At 73.5% G+C, this 21,146-nt stretch carries 18 protein-coding genes; 13 read left to right on the forward strand and 5 right to left on the reverse strand.

The window, feature by feature from the left end; genetic code table 11:
• Positions 1-774 (reverse strand): alpha/beta hydrolase, encoded by a 774-nt coding sequence (locus ACZ5WK_RS27175; RefSeq protein ID WP_465550987.1) that lies wholly within the window; start codon positions 772-774, stop codon positions 1-3.
• Between the two features lie 106 nt (positions 775-880).
• On the opposite strand from ACZ5WK_RS27175, the gene ACZ5WK_RS27180 reads away from it, so the two are divergent.
• Positions 881-1,636, forward strand: coding sequence for a hypothetical protein (locus tag ACZ5WK_RS27180; RefSeq protein WP_465550989.1), 756 nt, complete (start codon positions 881-883; stop codon positions 1,634-1,636).
• 220 nt (positions 1,637-1,856) lie between these two features.
• Positions 1,857-3,632 carry an acetyl/propionyl/methylcrotonyl-CoA carboxylase subunit alpha gene (locus tag ACZ5WK_RS27185; protein ID WP_465550991.1) on the forward strand — a complete coding sequence of 592 codons (1,776 nt, stop codon included), beginning with the start codon at positions 1,857-1,859 and terminating at the stop codon, positions 3,630-3,632.
• A 118-nt stretch (positions 3,633-3,750) separates the two neighbouring features.
• On the opposite strand, the gene ACZ5WK_RS27190 is transcribed toward ACZ5WK_RS27185, so the two are convergent.
• Positions 3,751-4,713, reverse strand: coding sequence for a DeoR/GlpR family DNA-binding transcription regulator (locus ACZ5WK_RS27190; protein WP_465551093.1), 963 nt, complete (start codon positions 4,711-4,713; stop codon positions 3,751-3,753).
• 236 nt (positions 4,714-4,949) lie between these two features.
• A complete protein-coding gene (locus tag ACZ5WK_RS27195; RefSeq protein WP_465550993.1) occupies positions 4,950-6,404 on the reverse strand; it encodes an NAD(P)H-quinone dehydrogenase in 1,455 nt (484 codons plus the stop codon).
• A gap of 78 nt (positions 6,405-6,482) precedes the next feature.
• Between ACZ5WK_RS27195 and ACZ5WK_RS27200 the strand changes: the two genes are divergently transcribed.
• Positions 6,483-6,920, forward strand: a complete 438-nt coding sequence (locus tag ACZ5WK_RS27200; protein WP_396321347.1) for a gamma-glutamylcyclotransferase family protein — start codon at positions 6,483-6,485, stop codon at positions 6,918-6,920.
• 16 nt (positions 6,921-6,936) lie between these two features.
• Here ACZ5WK_RS27200 and ACZ5WK_RS27205 read toward each other — a convergent pair whose 3' ends face one another.
• On the reverse strand, positions 6,937-7,938 hold the full coding sequence (locus tag ACZ5WK_RS27205) for a hypothetical protein (RefSeq protein WP_465550995.1): 1,002 nt from the start codon (positions 7,936-7,938) through the stop codon (positions 6,937-6,939).
• 211 nt (positions 7,939-8,149) lie between these two features.
• Between ACZ5WK_RS27205 and ACZ5WK_RS27210 the strand changes: the two genes are divergently transcribed.
• From ACZ5WK_RS27210 to ACZ5WK_RS27235, 6 genes are all read left to right on the forward strand, one after another.
• The gene (locus tag ACZ5WK_RS27210; RefSeq protein ID WP_465550997.1) at positions 8,150-10,381 is read left to right on the forward strand and encodes a HAMP domain-containing protein; all 2,232 of its coding nucleotides are present in this window, start codon (positions 8,150-8,152) and stop codon (positions 10,379-10,381) included.
• Positions 10,382-10,396: 15 nt separating this feature from the next.
• Positions 10,397-11,818, forward strand: a complete 1,422-nt coding sequence (gene pgsB / locus ACZ5WK_RS27215) for a poly-gamma-glutamate synthase PgsB (RefSeq protein ID WP_465550999.1) — start codon at positions 10,397-10,399, stop codon at positions 11,816-11,818.
• A complete protein-coding gene (locus tag ACZ5WK_RS27220; RefSeq protein ID WP_465551001.1) occupies positions 11,815-12,297 on the forward strand; it encodes a poly-gamma-glutamate biosynthesis protein PgsC/CapC in 483 nt (160 codons plus the stop codon). The genes pgsB and ACZ5WK_RS27220 overlap by 4 nt, the downstream gene beginning before the upstream one ends.
• A 24-nt stretch (positions 12,298-12,321) precedes the next feature.
• Positions 12,322-13,419 (forward strand): NlpC/P60 family protein, encoded by a 1,098-nt coding sequence (locus ACZ5WK_RS27225; protein ID WP_465551003.1) that lies wholly within the window; start codon positions 12,322-12,324, stop codon positions 13,417-13,419.
• A gap of 127 nt (positions 13,420-13,546) precedes the next feature.
• Positions 13,547-14,368, forward strand: coding sequence for a purine-nucleoside phosphorylase (locus ACZ5WK_RS27230; RefSeq protein WP_396321353.1), 822 nt, complete (start codon positions 13,547-13,549; stop codon positions 14,366-14,368).
• Between the two features lie 130 nt (positions 14,369-14,498).
• Positions 14,499-16,202: a phospho-sugar mutase gene (locus ACZ5WK_RS27235; RefSeq protein ID WP_465551005.1), complete on the forward strand. Its 1,704-nt coding sequence runs from the start codon at positions 14,499-14,501 to the stop codon at positions 16,200-16,202.
• Between the two features lie 72 nt (positions 16,203-16,274).
• Here ACZ5WK_RS27235 and ACZ5WK_RS27240 read toward each other — a convergent pair whose 3' ends face one another.
• Positions 16,275-16,952 (reverse strand): PH domain-containing protein, encoded by a 678-nt coding sequence (locus ACZ5WK_RS27240; RefSeq protein ID WP_465551007.1) that lies wholly within the window; start codon positions 16,950-16,952, stop codon positions 16,275-16,277.
• A 140-nt stretch (positions 16,953-17,092) separates the two neighbouring features.
• Between ACZ5WK_RS27240 and deoC the strand changes: the two genes are divergently transcribed.
• The 4 genes from deoC (at position 17,093) to ACZ5WK_RS27260 (ending at position 21,104) form a co-directional block, all read left to right on the forward strand.
• Positions 17,093-18,079, forward strand: a complete 987-nt coding sequence (gene deoC / locus ACZ5WK_RS27245; RefSeq protein WP_465551009.1) for a deoxyribose-phosphate aldolase — start codon at positions 17,093-17,095, stop codon at positions 18,077-18,079.
• A gap of 5 nt (positions 18,080-18,084) precedes the next feature.
• On the forward strand, positions 18,085-19,566 hold the full coding sequence (locus ACZ5WK_RS27250; RefSeq protein ID WP_465551011.1) for an aldehyde dehydrogenase family protein: 1,482 nt from the start codon (positions 18,085-18,087) through the stop codon (positions 19,564-19,566).
• Positions 19,559-20,461 carry an aldehyde dehydrogenase family protein gene (locus ACZ5WK_RS27255; protein WP_396321358.1) on the forward strand — a complete coding sequence of 301 codons (903 nt, stop codon included), beginning with the start codon at positions 19,559-19,561 and terminating at the stop codon, positions 20,459-20,461. The genes ACZ5WK_RS27250 and ACZ5WK_RS27255 overlap by 8 nt, the downstream gene beginning before the upstream one ends.
• A 217-nt stretch (positions 20,462-20,678) precedes the next feature.
• On the forward strand, positions 20,679-21,104 hold the full coding sequence (locus ACZ5WK_RS27260; protein WP_465551013.1) for a hypothetical protein: 426 nt from the start codon (positions 20,679-20,681) through the stop codon (positions 21,102-21,104).
• Positions 21,105-21,146 lie beyond the last annotated feature (42 nt).

Raw genomic sequence — 21,146 nt, forward strand, 5'->3', positions numbered from 1 at the left:
TCACCCGGCCGCCGGGGCCTGCCGGGCGAGGAAGGAAAGCACGTCCGGCAGCGCGCCGTCCGCGAGCAGGTCCGCGCCGTGACGGTAGCCCGGGTAGATCTTGAGCTGCTTGACCGGCGCCGCGGCGGCGGTGTGCAGCGTCCGGGCGTCCTCGGCGAACGGCGAGTCGTCCTCCTCCGCGGCGAAGAACTCCGGCACCTGCGAAGTCCGCACGGCCTTTCCGGCGTTGTCCCCGCTGTACTGTGCGGGGCCGCTGAGCGAGACCACGGCGGCGACCGGCAGCGGGGTCGGCTCGGCGGCGGCCACCAGCGAGCCGGTGCCGCCCTTGGAGGCGCCGACCAGCACCACCCTGGTGACGCCCTTGGTCCCGAGCCAGGTCAGCGCGGCCGGGAGGTCGTTCGCGGGGCTGCCCGGCACGTTGGCGGCCAGTACGGCGTACCCGGCCTTGGTGAACTCCGGCAGGTAGGGCACCCAGTCGCAGAGGGAGCCGTTGAGCTGGTGCGAGAAGACCACGGCCGTCCGGGCCGGCCCGGCGTCCGCCTGCTGGAAGTACGCCGGGCGGATGCCGGAGGAGGCCGGCAGGTCGATGCTGCCGGCCTTGGCCTGCGCCTCGGTGAGGCACCCGTGCGTCCGGGCCGGTCCGGCCGTCGGCGAGGCACTGCCCGGTGGGGCACCACCCGGCGCCGCGGTCGTGCCCGAACTGCCACAGCCGGCGAGGACCAGTACCCCTATGGCGGCGGCCGCCACCCCCGACTTCCCCCTGAAGAGCCTCATCTGCCGCACGCTAGGAGGACGTTCCGCCTCCGTCAATGGCCCGGGACGGTCAACCGCCGCTAGTCTGACGGACGTTCGAACGGAGAGCGGGGAAGGGGACGGGCAGGTGACCGACGGTCTGCTCAACGTGGTGCTGGGGCTGGTCGCCAGCGCGCTCAGTGCCGGGCTCGGCTGGCTCGGCCAGAACCTGCGCCGACGACGGCGCCTGGAACGCGTCCGCTCGTTCTTCGGCCTGCCGGCCGGCAGCGAGTGCCTGATGGTGGTGAACCGGCACGCCGCCTCGGCCAGCGGCAAGAGCGTCTCGCGCAACGACGTGTTCGCGCTGATGGAGCTGGCCGCGCTGGTCAAGGAGTGCGGGGCCGTGGCCGACCTGGTCGCCCACGACGACGTCCGCCAGGGGCTCGGCCACAAGGCCGAGTTCTGCATCGGCGGGCCGACCGGCAACGACCGGACGGCGGCCCACCTGACGTCCTGGCTGCCCGGGGTCGTCTTCGACGGGGACGTGTCCGGCACCGTCCCGGCGCTGACGCTGACGGTGGGCGGCGAGGAGTACCGGTACGAACACGAGTCCGAGCCCTCCGGCGGCCAGGCGTTCGTGCTGCTGGCCCGACTGCACCCCACGCCCGGCAGCCGGCCGGCCTTCCTGGTCTCCGGGCAGACCGCCGTCTCCAACCACGCCGCCGTCCGCTACCTGGTCGCCAACCACCGGAGGCTCGCCCGCACGTACGGCGCGGACGGCACCTTCGCCCTCGTCCTCAGGGTCGTCAACCCGAGGGCGTACGGCCCGGACGTGGTCGAGCTGACCGCCGACGTGACGGCGGAGGCACTCGAAAGGAGTGCCTCCGCGACCCCCGTCCCGTGAGTGTGGCCAAGGCCACCGCGTCGCCGTACCTCCCCGTCACCACCCGCGCGGGGCGGGCCGCGGCGGCCTCACCGGCCGCCACCTGGGACGACCCCGGCAGGGCCGCGGATCGGTCCGCCGGACGCATCACCCTCCGTGTGGGATAGTTCACAACCTTGGGCTACTCGCCGGTACTACCGAGAAATCCATAGACTCGATCAGGTTCAAGAAGGGAGCCACAGTGCGCAAGGTGCTCATCGCCAACCGCGGAGAAATCGCCGTCCGCGTCGCCCGGGCCTGCTCGGACGCCGGTATCGCCAGCGTCGCCGTCTACGCCGAGCCGGACCGGGATGCGCTGCACGTCCGCGCGGCCGACGAGGCTTACGCGCTGGGCGGCGACACCCCCGGTACCAGCTACCTCGACATCGCGAAGGTCCTCAAGGCCGCCGCCGACTCGGGGGCGGACGCCGTCCACCCCGGTTACGGCTTCCTGTCGGAGAACGCCGACTTCGCCCAGGCCGTCATCGACGCGGGCCTGACCTGGATCGGCCCGCCGCCGCAGGCCATCCGCGACCTCGGTGACAAGGTCACCGCCCGGCACGTGGCGCAGCGCGCCGGCGCCCCGCTGGTGGCCGGTACGCCGGACCCGGTCTCGGGCGCCGACGAGGTCGTCACGTTCGCCCGGGAGCACGGCCTGCCGGTCGCCATCAAGGCGGCCTTCGGCGGCGGCGGCCGCGGCCTGAAGGTCGCCCGCACGCTGGAGGAGATCCCGGAGCTGTACGAGTCCGCGGTGCGCGAGGCGGTCGCCGCCTTCGGTCGCGGCGAGTGCTTCGTGGAGCGGTACCTGGACAACCCGCGGCACGTCGAGACCCAGTGCCTGGCCGACCAGCACGGCAACGTGGTGGTCGTCTCCACCCGTGACTGCTCGCTCCAGCGCCGGCACCAGAAGCTGGTCGAGGAGGCGCCCGCGCCGTTCCTGACCGCCGAGCAGAACGCCGAGCTGTACCGGGCGTCCAAGGCCATCCTGAAGGAGGCCGGCTACGTCGGCGCCGGGACCTGCGAGTTCCTGGTGGCCGTGGACGGCACGATCTCCTTCCTGGAGGTCAACACCCGCCTGCAGGTGGAGCACCCGGTCACCGAGGAGGTCACCGGGCTCGACCTGGTCCGCGAGATGTTCCGGATCGCCGACGGCGAGGAGCTGGGCTACGGCGACCCGGAGGTGCGCGGTCACTCCTTCGAGTTCCGCATCAACGGTGAGGACCCGGGCCGTGGCTTCCTGCCCGCGCCGGGCACCGTCACGCTGTTCGCCCCGCCGTCCGGCCCGGGTGTCCGGCTGGACTCGGGCGTGGAGACCGGCTCGGTCATCGGCCCGGCCTGGGACTCCCTGCTGGCCAAGCTGATCGTCACCGGCACCACCCGCAAGCAGGCCCTGGAGCGGGCCCGGCGCGCGCTGAACGAGTTCAAGGTGGAGGGCATGGCGACCGCCATCCCGTTCCACCAGGCGGTCGTCACCGACCCGGCGTTCGCGCCGGAGGTGCACGGCGACGAGGGGCCGTTCAAGGTCTACACCCGGTGGATCGAGACCGACTTCGAGAACACCATCCCGGCGTTCGCGGGTGCGCCCGGCGAGGGCGAGGAGGCCGAGGGCCGGGAGACCGTCGTGGTCGAGGTCGGCGGCAAGCGGATCGAGGTCTCGCTGCCGTCCTCGCTGGGCGTCTCCGCGGCTCCGGCGGCGGGTGCGGCCGGTGCGGCCAAGGCCAAGCGCCGGGTCGGCACCAAGAAGGCCGGCTCCGCGGTCAGCGGTGACACCCTGGCCTCGCCGATGCAGGGCACCATCGTCAAGGTCGCCGTCGAGGAGGGCCAGGTCGTCGCGGAGGGCGAGCTGATCGTCGTCCTGGAGGCGATGAAGATGGAGCAGCCGCTGAACGCGCACAAGGCGGGCACCGTGGTCGGCCTCAAGGCCGAGGTCGGCGCGAGCGTCTCCAGCGGCGCCGCCCTCTGCGAGATCAAGGACTGACGCAGCACGAGCCCGGGGACCGACGAAGTCCCCTCGCCGGACCGGTCCGTACACCCCCGTGGTGTGCGGACCGGTTCCGTTTCCGGCCGGAGCGGCCGCCGGCGCCGCCGGGCGCCGGCTACCGCACGCGCGGGATGCCGCCCAGCTCGGCGAGCCGGGCCGGCAGCGGCCCGCCGGGGCCCGCAGGGCCGCCGTGCGCGCCCGGGCGGCGCTGGCCGGGCAGCGGGGTGCCCCCGGGCGGCGGGGCGGCCCTGCGGGCCACCGGGCCGGGCTGCGTCTGGTGCACGGGACCGCTGCCGGTGCCGTGCACCGGGGCGTCCCCGGTGGGGGCGGCGCCGAGCGGCGCCAGGTCGATCTGCACTCCGCAGTCGGCGAGCGCGTCCAGCTCGCGCGCGGTGGCGTCGTCGGAGGTGGCGTGCTCGTCGGTGACCAGCCGGGTGATGGTCTCGGTCGGCACGGTCTGGAACATGGTGTCCGCGCCGAGCTTGGTGTGGTCGGCGAGGACGATGACCTCGGCGGCCGACTGCACCAGAGCCCGGTCCACGCTCGCGGAGAGCATGTTCGTGGTCGACAGGCCGCGTTCGGCCGTCAGCCCGCTGCCGGAGATGAACGCCTTGGAGACCCGCAGCCCGTGCAGCGACTGCTCGGCCCCGCTGCCCACCAGGGCGTAGTTGGAGCCCCGCAGGGTGCCGCCGGTCATCACCACCTCCACCCGGTTGGCGTGCGCCAGCGCCTGGGCGACCAGCAGCGAGTTGGTGACCACCGTCAGCCCGGGCACCCGGGCCAGTCTGCGGGCCAGCTCCTGGGTGGTGGTACCGGCGCCGACCACCACGGCGTCACCCTCCTCCACCAGGCCCGCGGCGAGATCGGCGATGGCGCTCTTCTCGGCCGCGGAGAGGTGGGTCTTCTGCGGGTAGCCGGGTTCGCGGCTGAAGCCGCCGGGGAGCACCGCGCCGCCGTGCCGGCGGTCGAGGAGCCCTTCTGCCTCCAGCGCCCGTACGTCTCGGCGCACGGTCACTTCGGAGGTCTGGACGACGCGGGCCAGTTCACGGAGCGACACGGCTCCGTTGGCGCGCACCATTTCGAGGATCAACTGGCGACGTTCTGCTGCAAACACAGAACCGACGGTAACCTGCGTGACCGTCTGCTTTCATGCGTTTGCAGCTGGTAGCCGGAATTGCTCACGCACGAGCGGCGCGTGACCGTACAATACGCGCCGTCAGCAATCCGGAACTGCGCCCGCCGTCCGGGTGACTCCCCGGGACGCGCGAAGGGCGGCCGCCTACCGGCAGCCGCCCTCAACTTCGCGTCAGGTGCTCAGTTTTCGCCCTCGGCCCGCTTCCTGATGTGGAGCTGGCGGGCGGCCTCGGCCGTCGAGCCGGAGACCGACGGATAGACGGTGAAGGCGCTGGCCACCTGTTCGACCGTCAGATTGGCGTCCACCGCGAGCGAGATCGGGTGGATCAGTTCGCTGGCGCGCGGGGCGACCACCACGCCGCCGACCACGATGCCGGTGCCCGGGCGGCAGAACAGCTTCACGAAGCCGTCCCGGATGCCCTGCATCTTGGCCCGCGGGTTGCCGCGCAGCGGCAGCTTGATCTCGACCGCGTCCATCTTGCCGCACTTCACGTCGGCGGCGGTGTAGCCGACGGTGGCGATCTCCGGGTCGGTGAAGACGTTGGAGGCCACGGTCTTCAGGTTCAGCGGCTGCACCGCGTCGCCGAGCGCGTGGTACATCGCGATCCGGCCCTGCATGGCGGCGACCGAGGCGAGCATGAAGACGCCGGTGCAGTCGCCGGCCGCGTACACGCCGGGGGCGCTGGTGCGCGAGACCCGGTCGACCTGGATCTGGCCCCAGTCGTTGAGCTTGACCCCGGCCTCCTCCAGGCCCATGTCCGCGGTGTTCGGGATCGAGCCGACCGCCATCAGGCAGTGCGTGCCCTTGATCACCGTGCCGTCGGAGAGGGTCACCTCGACGTGGTCGCCCACGCGCTTGGCGCCCTCGGCGCGGGAGCGGCTCATCACGTTCATGCCGCGGCGGCGGAAGACCTCCTCCAGCACCTCGGCGGCGTCCGGGTCCTCGCCGGGCAGCACCCGGTCGCGGCTGGAGACCAGGGTGACCTTGGAGCCGATCGCCTGGTACGCGCCGGCGAACTCGGCGCCGGTGACGCCCGAGCCGACCACGATCAGCTCGCGCGGCAGCTCGTCCAGGTCGTACACCTGGGTCCAGGTCAGGATCCGCTCGCCGTCCGGCTGGGCGTCCGGCAGCTCGCGCGGGTGGGCGCCGGTGGCGATCAGCACCGCGTCGGCGCGCAGCGACTGCACGGTGCCGTCGGGCGCGTCCACCAGCACCTCGCGGGAGCCGTCCACGGCCTGCCCGCCGGTGCCGAGCCGGCCCCGGCCGCGCAGCACGGTGACGCCGGCGCGGGTCACCGACTGGGTGATGTCGTGCGACTGCGCGATGGCCAGACGCTTCACCCGTCGGTTGACCTTGCCGAGGTCCACGCCGACCACCCTCGCCTGCTGCTCCAGCGGCGGGGTGTCGTCGGCGACGATGATGCCCAGCTCCTCGTACGAGCTGTCGAAGGTCGTCATCACCTCCGCGGTCGCGATCAGGGTCTTCGACGGCACGCAGTCCGTGAGCACCGCCGATCCGCCCAGACCGTCGCGGTCGACGACGGTCACCTCCGCGCCGAGCTGGGCGGCGACGAGCGCCGCCTCGTAGCCGCCGGGTCCGCCACCGATGATCACGATCCGAGTCACATTGCCCATTGTCCCGTACGCCGGGAGCGCTGCCACGCCGGGGTCGGGGCTTCTGTGCAATCGCCCCGTGAACGTAGGCTTCCCCCCATGCCCCTTTACGCCGCGTATGCCACCAACCTCGATGCCCGGCAGATGACCCGCCGCGCACCGCACTCCCCACTGCGCGGTACCGGGTGGCTGGACGGCTGGCGGCTCACCTTCGGTGGTGAACAGCTCGGCTGGGAGGGCTCGCTGGCCACCGTGGTCGAGGACGAGAAGGACCAGGTCTTCGTCTCGCTGTACGACGTCGCGCCGATGGACGAGGAGGGCCTCGACCGCTGGGAGGGCGTCCAGCTCGGCATCTACCGCAAGATCAAGCTGCGCGCGCACACCCTGGACGGCGACATCCCGGTCTGGACCTACGTGCTCAACGACTACGAGGGCGGCCTTCCCGCCGCCCGCTACCTCGGGCTGATCGCCGACGCCGCGGAGAGCGCCGGCGCTCCGCACGACTACGTCCTGGACCTGCGCCGCCGCCCCTGCTAGGTCCTGCCGGGCCCCGTCAGGGCGTGGCCGGGCTGCGCCAGGCGACGGCCGTGGCGGCCAGCGCCCTCACCACCGCGGCCCGCCGGGCCGCCTCGGTGCGCAGCGCGTTGGCCAGCTCGACGTGCAGCCACGGCACCGCGAGGCCGGCCGCGAACCGGCCCTCAACGTTGGTGGTGCCCTCCAGCTGCCCGCACTTCTCCCGCCACGCCCGGCAGACCGCGAACCCGGCCTGCCCGAGCCCGCCGGCCGTCAGCTCGGCGGCCGGCCCGGCCTGTCCGGTGCCGCCGGAGACGACCGCGTCCTGCCCGGGCAGGCTCCCCTCGTCGAAGCCGTGCACCTGGATGCCGGGCAGCCCGCGCGCGGTGAGCGCCTCGATCACGGCGGCGAACACCGTGTCGCTGCGGTGCGCCGGGTCGGAGGAGCCGTCCGCGCCCGCCCTGCGGTGCGCCCCGGCGAGTACCAGCACCGCGCCCGGCGCGGCCCGGAAGAGGTCCACCCCGAGCCGTTCGGTACGGCTGTCGGAGACGGGGTGCGGCACCTGGACCGTCCAGTAGTCCTTCGCCGAGAGGTCCAGGTAGACCCGGCCCCAGCCGCGCCCGTCCGCCGTCCCCGCCGTGTCCTCGGCGATCTCGGCCACCTGGCGCCCGCTGCCCGCCTCGGTGAACTCGTTCAGCCGGTAGCCGACCGGTGCCAGCGCGCGGCCCGCCTGCTCGGGCCGCCCGTCGAGCGCCGCCAGCACCCCGTCGGCGACGGCCCTGCGCTGGACCGCGTCCGGCACCGTGTACGGGGTGTCGGGGGCGAAGCCCGCGCTGTACGCGTCCACCCGGGCCGCCAGGTCCACCGGCTGCGGGCCGCTCGGGGCCGCCGGCCCGGCCGGGGCCGCCGCCGTCGTCCGGCCGGCCGGGCCGCGGGCCGCGACGGTCAGCCCGACGGCCAGCGCCGCCAGCACCAGCAGCATCGCGACCGGCAGCACCACCGAGCGCCGGGAACCCGTGCTCTTCACAGGCAGAGTCTCCATGGGGCGAGAACCTACCTTGATTGCCTCTCTTTCCATGATCCAAACCAACAGACACCGAAGCTTCTCTGGTTCGATATGGAAACGTGACAGCATTCGGTGAACCGACTCGTAAGCTCGTCAGGTTTTGACCAGGGCTTGACCACAGGTCGCGGCGAAGCTCCACGGGGGAGGCGGGCGCGCCGCCGCCCCCGAACCGATGACGAGGCCCCCCGTGAGCACGGCAAGCAACCCGCCGCGACAGCACCGCTATCGCCGCCGGGCCGACATGCCGCTGCTCGGAGGCATCCGCCCGCCGATCGCCCTGCTGCTGATCCTGCTGCTGGCCGTCGCCGCGATCACCGCGCTGGCCGTCGGCGGCCTCCGCGTGGACGACACCCCGCAGGCCGTCCGCGAGTCCCACCAGTTCGCCGCCGAGGACACCGCCGCCTCGCTCCGCGCCGGACTCCACGAGAGCGCCACCGACCTGCGCCGCGCCGCCGCCCGCTACGACAGCGCACCCGCCGAGCCCGCCGCCGTCCTGACCGCGCTCGGCCAGGCGTACCAGAAGTGGCGCGGCACCGTGATCGTCCGGCCCGGCACCGGCCGGCTGCTCGCCGCCCGCGGCGAGACCGTCCCGCTGGCCGGCCTCGACCTCGCCAAGGTCACCGACACCGCGCCCGCGCCGCTGCTGGTGCCCTCCACCGCCGGCACCCGGCTGCTGACCTTCGCCCTGGTCACCACCAAGACGGACGGCCGCGCCCTGCTGGTCGCCTCCGACAACCTGCGGCTGCCCGGCATCGCCACCCGCAAGGAGCAGACCATCCAGGTCCTCGACGCCACCGGCGCCGTCCTGGACTCCACCGGCGCCCCGCTCGCCGAGCCCGACAAGCGGCTCGTCGCCACCGCCCGGGAGCACGCCTCCCTCGCCCGCCCCGTGCCCGGCGAGAGCGCCTCCGGCAGCCTGGCCGGCAGCCCCGACGACAAGGGCGTCCGCCGGGTGGCCGGCTACGCGGCCGTCGCCACCGCCGACGGGCACGACCCGGCCTCCCCGCTCGGCCTCACCGTGGTCTCCACCAGCACCGTCGACGGCAGGCCCGGCAGCCTGCGCCACCCCGCCCTCGGCCTGGCCGCGGCCGGCGCGCTGCTGCTGGTCGCCCTGCTGCTGGCCTGGTTCCTGGCCCGCACCCTCCAACGCCCGCTGCTCCGGCTGTTCCTGGAAGCCCGCCGGCTGACCCGCGGCGAGCTGGACCAGCCGGTCCGCGGGCCCCGGCGCGGCGAGGCCGGCCGGATCAACCGCGCCCTGGAGGAGCTGCGGCTCCAGCTGCTCGACCCGGCCCGCCCGCCGGCCGGCCCCCCGGTGGTGAAGCGCCGCCGCCCCGGCATCGCGCTGCCGCTCGCCCTGTGCGCCGTCGTCATCCTCGGCTGGTCCGGCCCGCTGCTCCTGCTCGGCGGCGCCGACACCGAGGTCCGCGTCCCCACCCAGGTGGTGGCCGGCCAGCGGGACCGCACCGACACCGCCGCCGACCGGGTCCGCCAGGCGCTCAACGAGGGCTACGCCGACCTGCGCTCGCTCGCCCCCGCACTCGCCGACGCCTCCGTCGGCCAGGCCACGACCCTGCTCCGCGCCACGCTCACCGAGCACGACCGGTACCGCTCGCTCTACGTCCTCGGCGCCGGCGGCGAGCTGCTCGCCCAGGCCGGCGAGGCGCCGCACCGCACCGGGCCTGACGCGCTCGGCCCGAACGGCGTCCTGCTGCTCAACACGTCCGGCAAGGAGCCGCGGATCGCCGCCCGCGCGGCACTCACCGCCGCCCCCGCCGGACCCGACGGGGACGACACCGGGACGGGCAGGGGCCCGGTGGTGGTCGGCGAGTTCAAGACCGACTTCCTGAGCGCCCTGCTCACCCGCCCCGGCCTCGGCCGGGTCTGGCTGGTCGACGACCGCCGGCGCGTCCTCGCCGCCAACGAGGGCTACAGCTCCTTCGGCGATCTGCCCGAGGGCCGGGCCAAGGCCGTCCTGGAGACCGCCGGGAAGGACGCCGCCGCCGACGTGCTCCGGACCGGCGGCGACCCGTCCCTGGTCTCCGCCGCCCCGCTCGGCGGCAACGGCACCGTCGCCAAGCTCGGCTGGTCGGTGGTCACCGCCCAGCCGGTGGCCTGGCTGCACCTCGACCAGAACCGGGCCGACCGGCGCGCCGTCCTGGCCGGCATGCTCGGCCTGGCCGCCGCCACGCTCTGCCTCGGCTGGCTCTTCATCGCCGTCGGCCTGCCGCTGCGCCGGCTCGCCGCGAGCGCCGAGGCGCTGGCCGCCGGGGACCGCCGCACCGTGCTCTACCCCGTCCACCACGACGAGGTCGGCGCCGTCGCCCGCAGCCTGGAGCTGATCCGCCAGGACCTCGGGGCCGCCGCCAGGCCCCGGCCCGCCCGCGGCACACCCGCCGCCGCGCCCACCGCCACCCGCTGAGAAGGACCGCCCGAAGTGCTCTTCCTCTACCTCGTGCTGCTGGTGTGCTGCGCCGTCCTGCTGGTGGCGGGGATCGTCGAGCAGCGCCGGCACTTCGCCGCGCTGGAGCAGATCCCCGCCCGGGTGCTGGTCAACGGCATCCGCGGCAAGAGCTCGATCACCCGGCTCTGCGCGGGCGCGCTGCGCGGCGGCGGCCTGGTCACCGTCGCCAAGACCACCGGCACCGCGGCCCGGTTCATCCACCCCGACGCGACCGAGGAGCCGGTCTACCGCAAGTTCGGCATCGCCAACGTGGTGGAGCAGATCGGCATCGTCCGCCGCGCCGCCACCTACCGCCCGGACGCCCTGGTGATCGAGTGCATGGCGGTGATGCCGGCGCTCCAGGAGGTCAACCAGACCAAGCTGATCCGCTCCACCATCGGCGTGCTCTGCAACGTCCGCGAGGACCACCTCGCCGAGATGGGCCCGACCCTGGACGACGTCGCCCGCTCGCTCTCCCGCTCGATGCCGGTCGGCGGCGTCTGCGTCACCGCCGAGCAGGAGCGCGCGCACATCCTGCGCGAGGAGGCGGCCAGGCGGAACTGCGAGCTGATCGTGGTCGATCCGGAGTCGGTCACCGACGAGGAGCTGCGCGGCTTCAGCTGGTTCACCTTCAAGGAGAACGTGGCCATCGCCCTCGCCGTCGCCGAACTCCTCGGTGTGGAGCGGCAGACGGCGCTGCAGGGCATGTGGCAGGCACCGCCGGACCCGGGCGTCCTCTCGGTCGAGCGCTACCGCACCGAGGACGGCAAGGCGCTGCGGTTCGCCAACGTCTTCGCGGCCAACGACCCCGAGTCCACCCTGATGAACGTCCGCCAGCTGGCGGACCTCGGCGCGATCCACCGCCCGCTGAACGTGGTGATCAACTGCCGCCCGGACCGCGTCGAGCGCAACGGCCAGATGGGCCAGATCGTGCCGGACCTCGACCCGGACACCGTCTTCCTGATCGGCCACCCCACCAAGAGCGCCCGGGACGGCATCCCGGCCGGCTGGCCGGGGCGGGTGGTCGACCTCGGCGGTGACCGGCGCGACCCGGCGGCGCTCACCACGGAGCTGCTGGCCGGGCTCGGGCCGGACTCCTCCCTGGTGGCGATCGGCAACATCCACGGCCAGGGCGAGCTGTTCCTGGAGGAGCTGGCCCGGCTGGCCCCGGACGAGGAGCCGGACGCCCCCCGGTACGAGGAGCCGGACGAGGAGCCCACCCACCGGCCGTACGACGACCCCGGGCCCGCGCACCGCCCGGAGCCCGCGTACACCGGGCCGGCGTACGCGGAACCCTCCTACCCGCAACCGCCGTACGTCCAGGCCGTGTACGTCCCCGAGCCGCTGCCCGACTCCTGGTTCGACCCGGCCCCAGCCCGCCCGCGCCAGCCCTTCCCGTACGGAGACCAGCAGTGATCCCCACCGAGCTCACCCCCGAGATCGCCGCCATCGGCATCGCGCTCGGCCTGGTCTTCTCACTCGTCTGCTACCTGACCACCAACCTCTCCCCCGGCGGCATGATCACCCCCGGCTGGCTGGCCCTCACCCTGGTCGAGGACGTCCAGCGGGTGGCGATCGTGATCGGCGTGACGGTGCTGACCTACCTCGCCACCCGGATCGTCCAGAAGCTGGTGATCCTCTACGGCAAGCGGCTGTTCGCCGCCGTGGTGCTGACCGGCGTCCTGCTCCAGGCCACCGTGATGCTGGTCCTCCAGCGCGAGCTGCCGACCCTGTACGCCAACCAGACGCTCGGCTTCATCGTCCCCGGCCTGATCGCGTACCAGCTGGTCCGCCAGCCGCGGGCCGCCACCCTGATGGCCACCAGCACGGTGACGCTCGCCAACTACGTCGTGCTCACCGCCGGTGTGCTGCTCGGCGCCCTCCCCGGTACCTGATCCCGCCCACTGGAAAGCAGCCCCATGCCCGTCACCCGGAAGTCCCTGCTCAGCGGCGGCCTCGCCGTCACCCTGCTGGCCGCCAGCGGGTACCTCACCGTCCAGTTGCGGGACCGCGGCGGGCAGCCCGGCTCGGTCGGCGGCACCGCGCCGCTGATCGCCGCCGCCGTCGCGCCGAGCCCGGCCGCCGCCCGGGGCACCGCCGCGGCCGGCGCCGGCTACCGGTACGAGCGGCTGGCCGGCCCTGACCGCACGGTGGTCCGTGACGCCCGCGGCGGCGTGGTCGCCACCCTGACCGACGGTGCCCGCACCGCCGTCCTGGCCGGCCCGAGCCGCACCTTCACCGAGCCCGGAACCACCACGGCCACGCTGGTCAGCGACAGCTGGGTCCGGCTGATGCCGCAGGCCTGGAAGGCCGGCGCGGAGAACGAGGGCTGGTTCCGCACCTGGTTCCAGCAGTCGCTGGGCTCCACGGCGGACGACGTGCTGGCGATCGCCACCCAGTACCTGGCCGGCGCACCCGAGGGCAAGGACGCCAAGGGCGTGCGGATCAAGGGCGACGCCTCGTTCGGCCCGCTCAACCCGAACGGCTCGGCCGGCAACGACCTGCGGCTGGAGCAGACCGACTTCCTCGACTACCTCGGCACCGCGTACACCTTCGCCGACAAGGTCACCAAGCAGCCGGACAAGACCCGCTACGGCTCCTTCGACTGCTCCGGCTTCGTCCGGATGGTCTACGGCTACCGATCCGGCTACCCACTGCTCAGCAAGGACGTGGCCGGCGCCGGCCTGCAGCGCACAGCAAACGGCCTGGCCCGGCTCGCCCCCGGCGTGCCGGTGCTGCCGCTGACCACCGCCCCCGGTTCGGATGCCACCCTGCGACCCGCCTCGATCGACCCGCTGCAACCCGGTGACCTGGTCTTCTTCGAGATCGACGCACGCACCGGCGCCCGGCTCGACCACACCGGCATCTACCTCGGCCTGGACACCGACGGCCACCCCCGCTACGTCTCCAGCCGGGAGGAGGCCAACGGCCCGACCTTCGGCGACAAGGGCGGCACCGCGCGGCTGGACGACAACGGCATGTACGCCAAGGGGCTGCGGAGCGCCAAACGGCTGTAGGTTGCTCCCGTCCGAGCGGGCGAAAAGGGGCCTGCGAGCTGTACTTTCACGCCATCCGGGTAACGATCCGGCACGTCGGGCCGCGATTTTCTACGCGCGTAGTCGTTTCCCGTCTATCCTCGGACGTGTGAACGCATCTCCTCAGTCGGTCGTCTCCGCCGACCCCTACGCCGCCGCCCAGGCCGCCGCCGCGCGCCTGCGCGAGCTGACCGGTGCCGAGCGCCACGACGTCGCCCTGGTGATGGGCTCCGGCTGGGTGCCGGCCGCCGACGCCCTGGGCGAGACCGTGGCGGAGTTCCCGGTCACCGACCTGCCGGGCTTCCCCGCCCCCGCCGTGGCCGGCCACGCCGGCACGATCCGCTCGGTGAAGATCGGCGACAAGCGCGCCCTGATCTTCCTGGGCCGCAACCACTACTACGAGGGCCACGGCGTGGCCACCGTGGTCCACGGCGTGCGCACCGCCGCCGCGGCGGGCTGCGGCATCATCGTGCTGACCAACGGCTGCGGCGGTCTGCGCGAGGGCTGGGTCCCCGGCCAGCCGGTCCTGATCAGCGACCACATCAACCTGACGGCGGACTCCCCGATCGTCGGCGCCAACTTCGTCGACCTGACGGACCTCTACTCCAAGCGCCTGCGCGACCTCTGCCGCGAGGTGGACTCCACCCTCGACGAGGCCGTCTACGTGCAGTTCCGCGGCCCGCACTACGAGACCCCGGCCGAGGTCAACATGGCCCGGGTGATCGGCGGCGAGCTGGTCGGCATGTCCACCACGCTGGAGGCCATCGCCGCCCGCGAGGCCGGCTCCGAGGTGCTCGGCATCTCCCTGGTCACCAACCTGGCGGCCGGCATCACCGGCGAGCCGCTCAACCACGCCGAGGTGCTGGAGGCCGGCAAGGCCTCCGCCGAGCGCATGGGCGCGCTGCTGGCGAAGGTCCTTGAGCGGATCTGACCCGGATCTGGTTCACAATCGTGAGCGACGGGGTCCGCGGGCGGCTGTGATCCGCTGATCACACCCGCCCGCGGGCCCCGTCCGCATGCGCACACCCACGACATCGCGGAACTTTCCAACGGAGCTGGCCATGACGCAGGCACCCACCACCGACCTCCTCGCCCGGGCCCGGACCTGGCTGGCCGAGGACCCCGACCCGCAGACCCGCGAGGAGCTGGCCGCGCTGCTGGCCGAGGCCGAGGGCCCGGACGCCGAGTCGGACAGCAAGATCGCCTGGTCCCAGCTGGCCGAGCGGTTCTCCGGCCGCCTCCAGTTCGGCACCGCCGGCCTGCGCGGCGAACTGGGCGCGGGCCCGATGCGGATGAACCGCGCCGTGGTGATCCGGGCCGCCGCCGGCCTGGTCGCCTACGTGAAGAAGCAGAACCTCGGCGACCTCGTCGTCATCGGCTACGACGCCCGGCACAAGTCGTACGACTTCGCCCGCGACACCGCCGCCGTGGTGGTCGGCGCCGGCCTGCGTGCCGCGCTGCTGCCGGCCGCCCTGCCCACCCCGGTGCTCGCCTTCGCCGTCCGCCACCTCGGCGCGGCCGCCGGCGTCACCGTCACGGCCAGCCACAACCCGCCACAGGACAACGGCTACAAGGTCTACCTGGGCGACGGCTCGCAGATCGTCCCGCCGGCCGACGCCGGGATCGCCGCCGAGATCGACGCGATCGGCACGCTCGCCGAGGTCCCGCTCGCCGAGGACGGCTGGGACGTGGTCGGCGATGACGTCGTCGAGGCCTACCTGGCCCGCGCGGTCTCGATCGTGGACCCGCACAGCCCGCGCGACCTCGACGTGGTCTACACCCCGATGCACGGCGTCGGGCGCGACACCCTGGTCGCCGCCTTCCGCCGGGCCGGCTTCCCCGCGCCCACCGTCGTCGCCGAGCAGGCCGAGCCCGACCCGGACTTCCCGACCGTGGCCTTCCCCAACCCGGAGGAGCCGGGGGCGATGGACCTCGCCTTCCGGACCGCCGCGTCGGTCGGCCCGGACATCGTCATCGCCAACGACCCGGACGCCGACCGCTGCGCGGTGGCAGTCCCGGCCAACGGCAACGGCAACGCCTGGCGGATGCTCCGCGGCGACGACGTCGGCGCGCTGCTCGGCGCGGCCCTGGTCGCCAAGAAGGCCGCCGGCACCTTCGCCACCACCATCGTCTCCTCCACCCTCCTCGGCCGGATCGCCGAGGCGGCCGGCCTCGGGTACGCCGAGACGCTGACCGGCTTCAAGTGGATCGCCCGCGCCGACGGCCTGCGCTACGGCTACGAGGAGGCGCTCGGCTACTGCGTGGACCCGCAGGGCGTGCGCGACAAGGACGGCATCACCGCCGCCCTGCTCGTCGCCGAGCTGGCCGCCACCCTCAAGCAGTCCGGACGCACCCTGACCGACCTGCTGGACGACCTGGCGCTGGAGCACGGCCTGCACGCCACCGACCAGCTCTCCGTCCGCGTCCAGGACCTCTCCCTGATCGCCGACGCGATGCGGCGCCTGCGCGAGCAGCCGCCGACCGCGCTGGCCGGCCTGAAGGTGACCCAGGCGGACGACCTGACCGCCGGCTCCGCCGACCTGCCGCCCACCGACGGCCTGCGCTACTACCTGGGCGGCGAGGCCGTCCGCTCGGCCCGGATCGTGGTCCGGCCGTCCGGCACCGAGCCCAAGCTGAAGTGCTACCTGGAGGTCGTCCTCCCGGTCGCCTCGGCCGCCGAGCTGGCGGGCGCCCGCGAGCGCGCCGCCGTGCTGCTCGCCGCGGTCAAGCGCGACCTGGCCGCGGCCGCCGGCATCGACGCCTGACGCACCCCGCGTACGACGAAGGGGCCCGCCGATCCGGCGGGCCCCTTCCCGTCTTCTGCCGTGGCGCTCGGCCTAGGCCGCGATCACGGTGATCAGTGCGGCCAGACCGGCCAGCGTCGGCACGATGATCCACCAGCACCAGCGGACGGTCACCGGCCCGGCGGCGTCCGGGCGGGACGCGTTCCGCTCGGCCATGTCCTGCAGCACCCCGACCACCTGGTCGGACCAGGCCCGGTTCGGGTCCGGCGCGCCCTCGACCACCGCCGGCGCCGGACCTGCGAAGGTCGCCCCCAGCCGGGACGCGTGACGGTCCGCCCCGCCGCGCTGCTCCATCCGGCTGGCCCGCTTGCGCTGCCGCAGCGACACCGGCACCGCCCACACCTGGTACTTCTTGTCGCCGGCCAGCAGCTCCACCGAGTACCCGGCCCGCAGCGCGTCCACCGACGCCCATGGCGCCGTGATCGTCCGCAGCGGATTGCGCACCACCAGCCGCCGGTCGTTGGCCAGCACCGCCGGCCGCAGCGTGTAGGCGATCACCGGGAAGGCGAACACCGGCACGGCCGCCAGCGACACGTACGGCGTCTTCCCCGTCCCGTTCAGCGCCGCGTCCCCGATCAGCCACCCGGCCACGGCCAACAACAGCACGCCGGAGATCACGCCGGGAATGGAGCGGTACACGCGGTCGGCGTACACGGGCTCCCCATCGGAGCCGGCCGAGCCCCGGTGGGGCTTGCCGTCGGATTCGGTCATGCCGACGATTCTGCCGCATGCCCCCCACGATCTACAGGGGTGACGGGCGGGGTACATGGGGTGCCGAGGTCTCGGTCCGGCATCGAAAAGGTCCCGCCCTAGCGCGATGTTACGCGCGTAGATATGCTGGTCTGGTGACTATGTCCACTCTTGCAGCCAATGCCCCCGGCGTTGCGGGCAGCGGTCTCCAGGACGTTGCGGCGTCCGAGGCCTCGCTCCGCCGCTTTCTGCACGGCCTGCCCGGCGTCGACCAGGTCGGCCTGGAGGCGCGTGCCGCCACTCTCGGTACCCGCTCGATCAAGACCACGGCGAAGGCGAACGCCATCGACCTGGCCATCTCGATGATCGACCTGACCACGCTCGAAGGCGCGGACACGGCCGGCAAGGTGCGCGCGCTCTGCGCGAAGGGCCGGACCCCCGACCCCGCCGACCCGACCACCCCCCGCGTCGCCGCGATCTGTGTCTATCCGGACATGGTCGCCACCGCGAAGGCCGCGCTGCAGGGCACCGACATCCAGGTCGCCTCCGTCGCCACCGCCTTCCCCGCCGGGCGCGCCGCGCTCCCGGTGAAGCTGGCCGACACGGCCGACGCGGTCGCGGCCGGCGCCGACGAGATCGACATGGTGATCGACCGGGGCGCCTTCCTCTCCGGCCGCTACCTCGACGTCTTCAACGAGATCGTCGCCGTCAAGGAGGCGTGCAAGCGCCCGGACGGCACCGCCGCCCACCTCAAGGTGATCTTCGAGACCGGCGAGCTGCAGACGTACGACAACGTGCGCCGCGTGTCGTGGCTGGCGATGCTGGCCGGCGCCGACTTCATCAAGACCTCGACCGGCAAGGTCGCCGTCAACGCGACCCCGCCGGTCACCCTGCTGATGCTGGAGGCCGTCCGCGACTTCCGGGCGCAGACCGGCGTCCAGGTCGGCGTGAAGCCCGCCGGCGGCATCAAGACCACCAAGGACGCGATGAAGTACCTGGTGATGGTCAACGAGACCCTCGGCGACGACTGGCTCACCCCGCACTGGTTCCGCTTCGGCGCCTCCAGCCTGCTCAACGACCTGCTGATGCAGCGTCAGAAGCTCACCACCGGACGGTACTCCGGTCCCGACTACGTGACGGTGGACTGATCACCATGGCCAAGAAGAAGACCATCGAGGAGCCCGTGGCCCCCAAGCGCGGCGGCCTCTTCGAGTACGCCCCGGCCCCCGAGTCGCCCGCCGCCGCGGGTGACATCGCCACCTCCTACGGCCACTTCATCGGCGGCGAGTTCGTCGACTCCTCCGGCGGCGAGGCCCTGAAGACGGTCAACCCGGCCACCGAGCAGGTGCTCGCCGAGTTCGCCCAGGGCACCGACGAGGACGTCGACCGCGCGGTCGCCGCCGCCCGCAGGGCCTTCGCCGACTGGTCGGCGCTGCCGGGCAGCGAGCGCGCCAAGTACCTGTTCCGGATCGCCCGGATCATCCAGGAGCGCAGCCGCGAGCTCGCCGTGCTGGAGTCGATCGACAACGGCAAGCCGATCCGTGAGACCCGCGACGTCGACCTGCCGCTCGTCGCCGCGCACTTCTTCTACTACGCCGGCTGGGCCGACAAGCTGGACTTCGCCGGCTACGGCCCCAGCCCGAAGCCGCTCGGCGTGGCCGGCCAGGTCATCCCGTGGAACTTCCCGCTGCTGATGCTGGCGTGGAAGATCGCCCCGGCGCTGGCCACCGGCAACACGGTCGTCCTCAAGCCGGCCGAGACCACCCCGCTGACCGCGCTGCGCTTCGCCGAGATCTGCCGCCAGGCGGGCCTGCCGAAGGGCGTCGTCAACATCGTGACCGGTGACGGCCGCACCGGCGCCGCGCTCACCGCGCACCCGGACGTCAACAAGGTCGCCTTCACCGGCTCCACCCCGGTCGGCCGGGCGATCGCCAAGCAGCTGGCCGGCACCCGCAAGAAGCTCTCGCTGGAGCTCGGCGGCAAGGCCGCCAACATCGTCTTCGACGACGCGCCGATCGACCAGGCGGTCGAGGGCATCGTCAACGGCATCTTCTTCAACCAGGGCCACGTCTGCTGCGCGGGCTCGCGCCTGCTGGTCCAGGAGTCGATCCAGGACGAGCTGCTGGACGCCCTGAAGCGCCGGATGGGCACCCTGCGGGTCGGCGACCCGCTGGACAAGAACACCGACATCGGCGCCATCAACTCCGCCGAGCAGCTGGCCCGGATCACCGCGCTGACCGACGCCGGCGAGGCCGAGGGCGCCGAGCGCTGGTCGCCCGCCTGCGAGCTGCCGGGCACCGGCTTCTGGTTCAAGCCGACCATCTTCACCGGCGTCAGCCAGGCCCACCGGATCGCCCAGGAGGAGATCTTCGGCCCGGTCCTGTCGGTGCTGACCTTCCGCACCCCCGCCGAGGCGGTCGAGAAGGCCAACAACACCCCGTACGGCCTCTCCGCCGGCATCTGGACGGAGAAGGGCTCGCGGATCCTGTGGACCGCGAACCGGCTCAAGGCCGGTGTGGTCTGGGCCAACACCTTCAACAAGTTCGACCCGACCTCGCCGTTCGGCGGCTACAAGGAGTCGGGCTACGGCCGCGAGGGTGGCCGCCACGGTCTGGAGGCCTACCTCGATGTCTGATGTCGTGAGCCGTCTTGATGTCCTCAAGACCTACAAGCTGTACGTCGGCGGGAAGTTCCCGCGCTCCGAGAGCGGGCGGGTGTACGAGGTGACCGACTCCAACGGCGAGTGGCTCGCCAACGCCCCGCTGGGCACCCGCAAGGACACCCGCGACGCCGTCCTGGCCGCCCGTGCGGCGGTCAAGGGCTGGGCCGGCACCACCGCGTACAACCGCGGCCAGGTGCTCTACCGGGTCGCCGAGATGCTCCAGGGCCGGCGCGAGCAGTTCGCCGCCGAGGTGGCGCTCTCCGAGGGCATCGGCCCGAAGAAGGCCGCCGCCCTGGTGGACGCGGCGATCGACCGCTGGGTCTGGTACGCGGGCTGGACGGACAAGGTCGCCCAGATCGCGGGCGGCGCCAACCCGGTCGCGGGGCCGTACTTCAACCTCTCCACCCCGGAGCCGACCGGCGTGGTCGGGATCGTCGCCCCGCAGGCCGGCTACGGGCACTCGCTGCTCGGCCTGGTCTCGGTGATCGCCCCGGCGATCGCCACCGGCAACACCGTGGTGGTCGCGGCCGCGGCCGACGCCCCGCTGCCGGCCCTGTCGCTGGGCGAGGTGCTGGCCACCTCGGACGTCCCCGGCGGCGTGGTCAACATCATCTCCGGCCGCACCGCCGACATCGCGCCCACCCTGGCCTCGCACCAGGACGTCAACGCGCTGGACCTCACCGGGGCGATCGCCTCCGACGGTCCCGGCGCGGCGGGCGCGCTGGAGGCCGCTGCCGCGGATACCCTGAAGCGGGTGGTCCGTCCGGAGCTGGACCCGTTCGCCCAGGACTGGACCAATGCTCCCGGTACCGACCGGCTACTCTCCTTCCTGGAGACGAAGACGGTCTGGCACCCGATGGGGATCTGACCGTCCCGTCGGCCACCGAGTAACAACTCCACAAGCTGGCCGTCCCCAGTGCCCTCTCCCCCCCAGGGCCCGGACGGTCATTGGACGGACCCGCGCCTCTCCCCCCCTGGCGCGGGTCCGTCGACTTTCGTCGCCGTGCACGTCCGTCTTTCGGCGCTCCCGGCCGCCCCGCCGCCCGAGCAGACTGTGATCACACCGCACACCGAGGGGGACGCACGTGGGAGAGATCGCCGGCGAGCTGATGGCGCTGTTCGCGGACGGGTTCGTCCGCCGGCTGCACCTGGCCCGGACACGGCGCAGGCTGGCCGCCCGCAGGACGGTCCGGATCCCCTGCTCCGCCCGGTCCCACCGGCCCGGCTGGCCCTCCGGGCGGTACGTCAACGGCAAGCTGCGGGTCACCCCGGGCGGACCGGTCGTGGTCTTCACCGTCCGCGGCGGCGCCGCCCTCGAACTGCCCGCCGGCGGGACCTTCCACGAGCCCGAGCCCGACACCTGGCACGACCAGGACTGGGCCGCCACCGCCTACCTGGTGCCCGGCGCAGAGGAGCCGGTCTTCCTCCAGGTGGACAGCGGCTACCTGCCGCTGCTGCACGCCGCGCTCACCGCGCCGGCCGCCGTGGCGGACTCGGCGGCCGAGGTCTGAACAGAGCCCGGGAAAAGGTCCGGTCCGACCGGTTTCGGCATC

The organism is Kitasatospora sp. NPDC032757, from assembly GCF_055579305.1.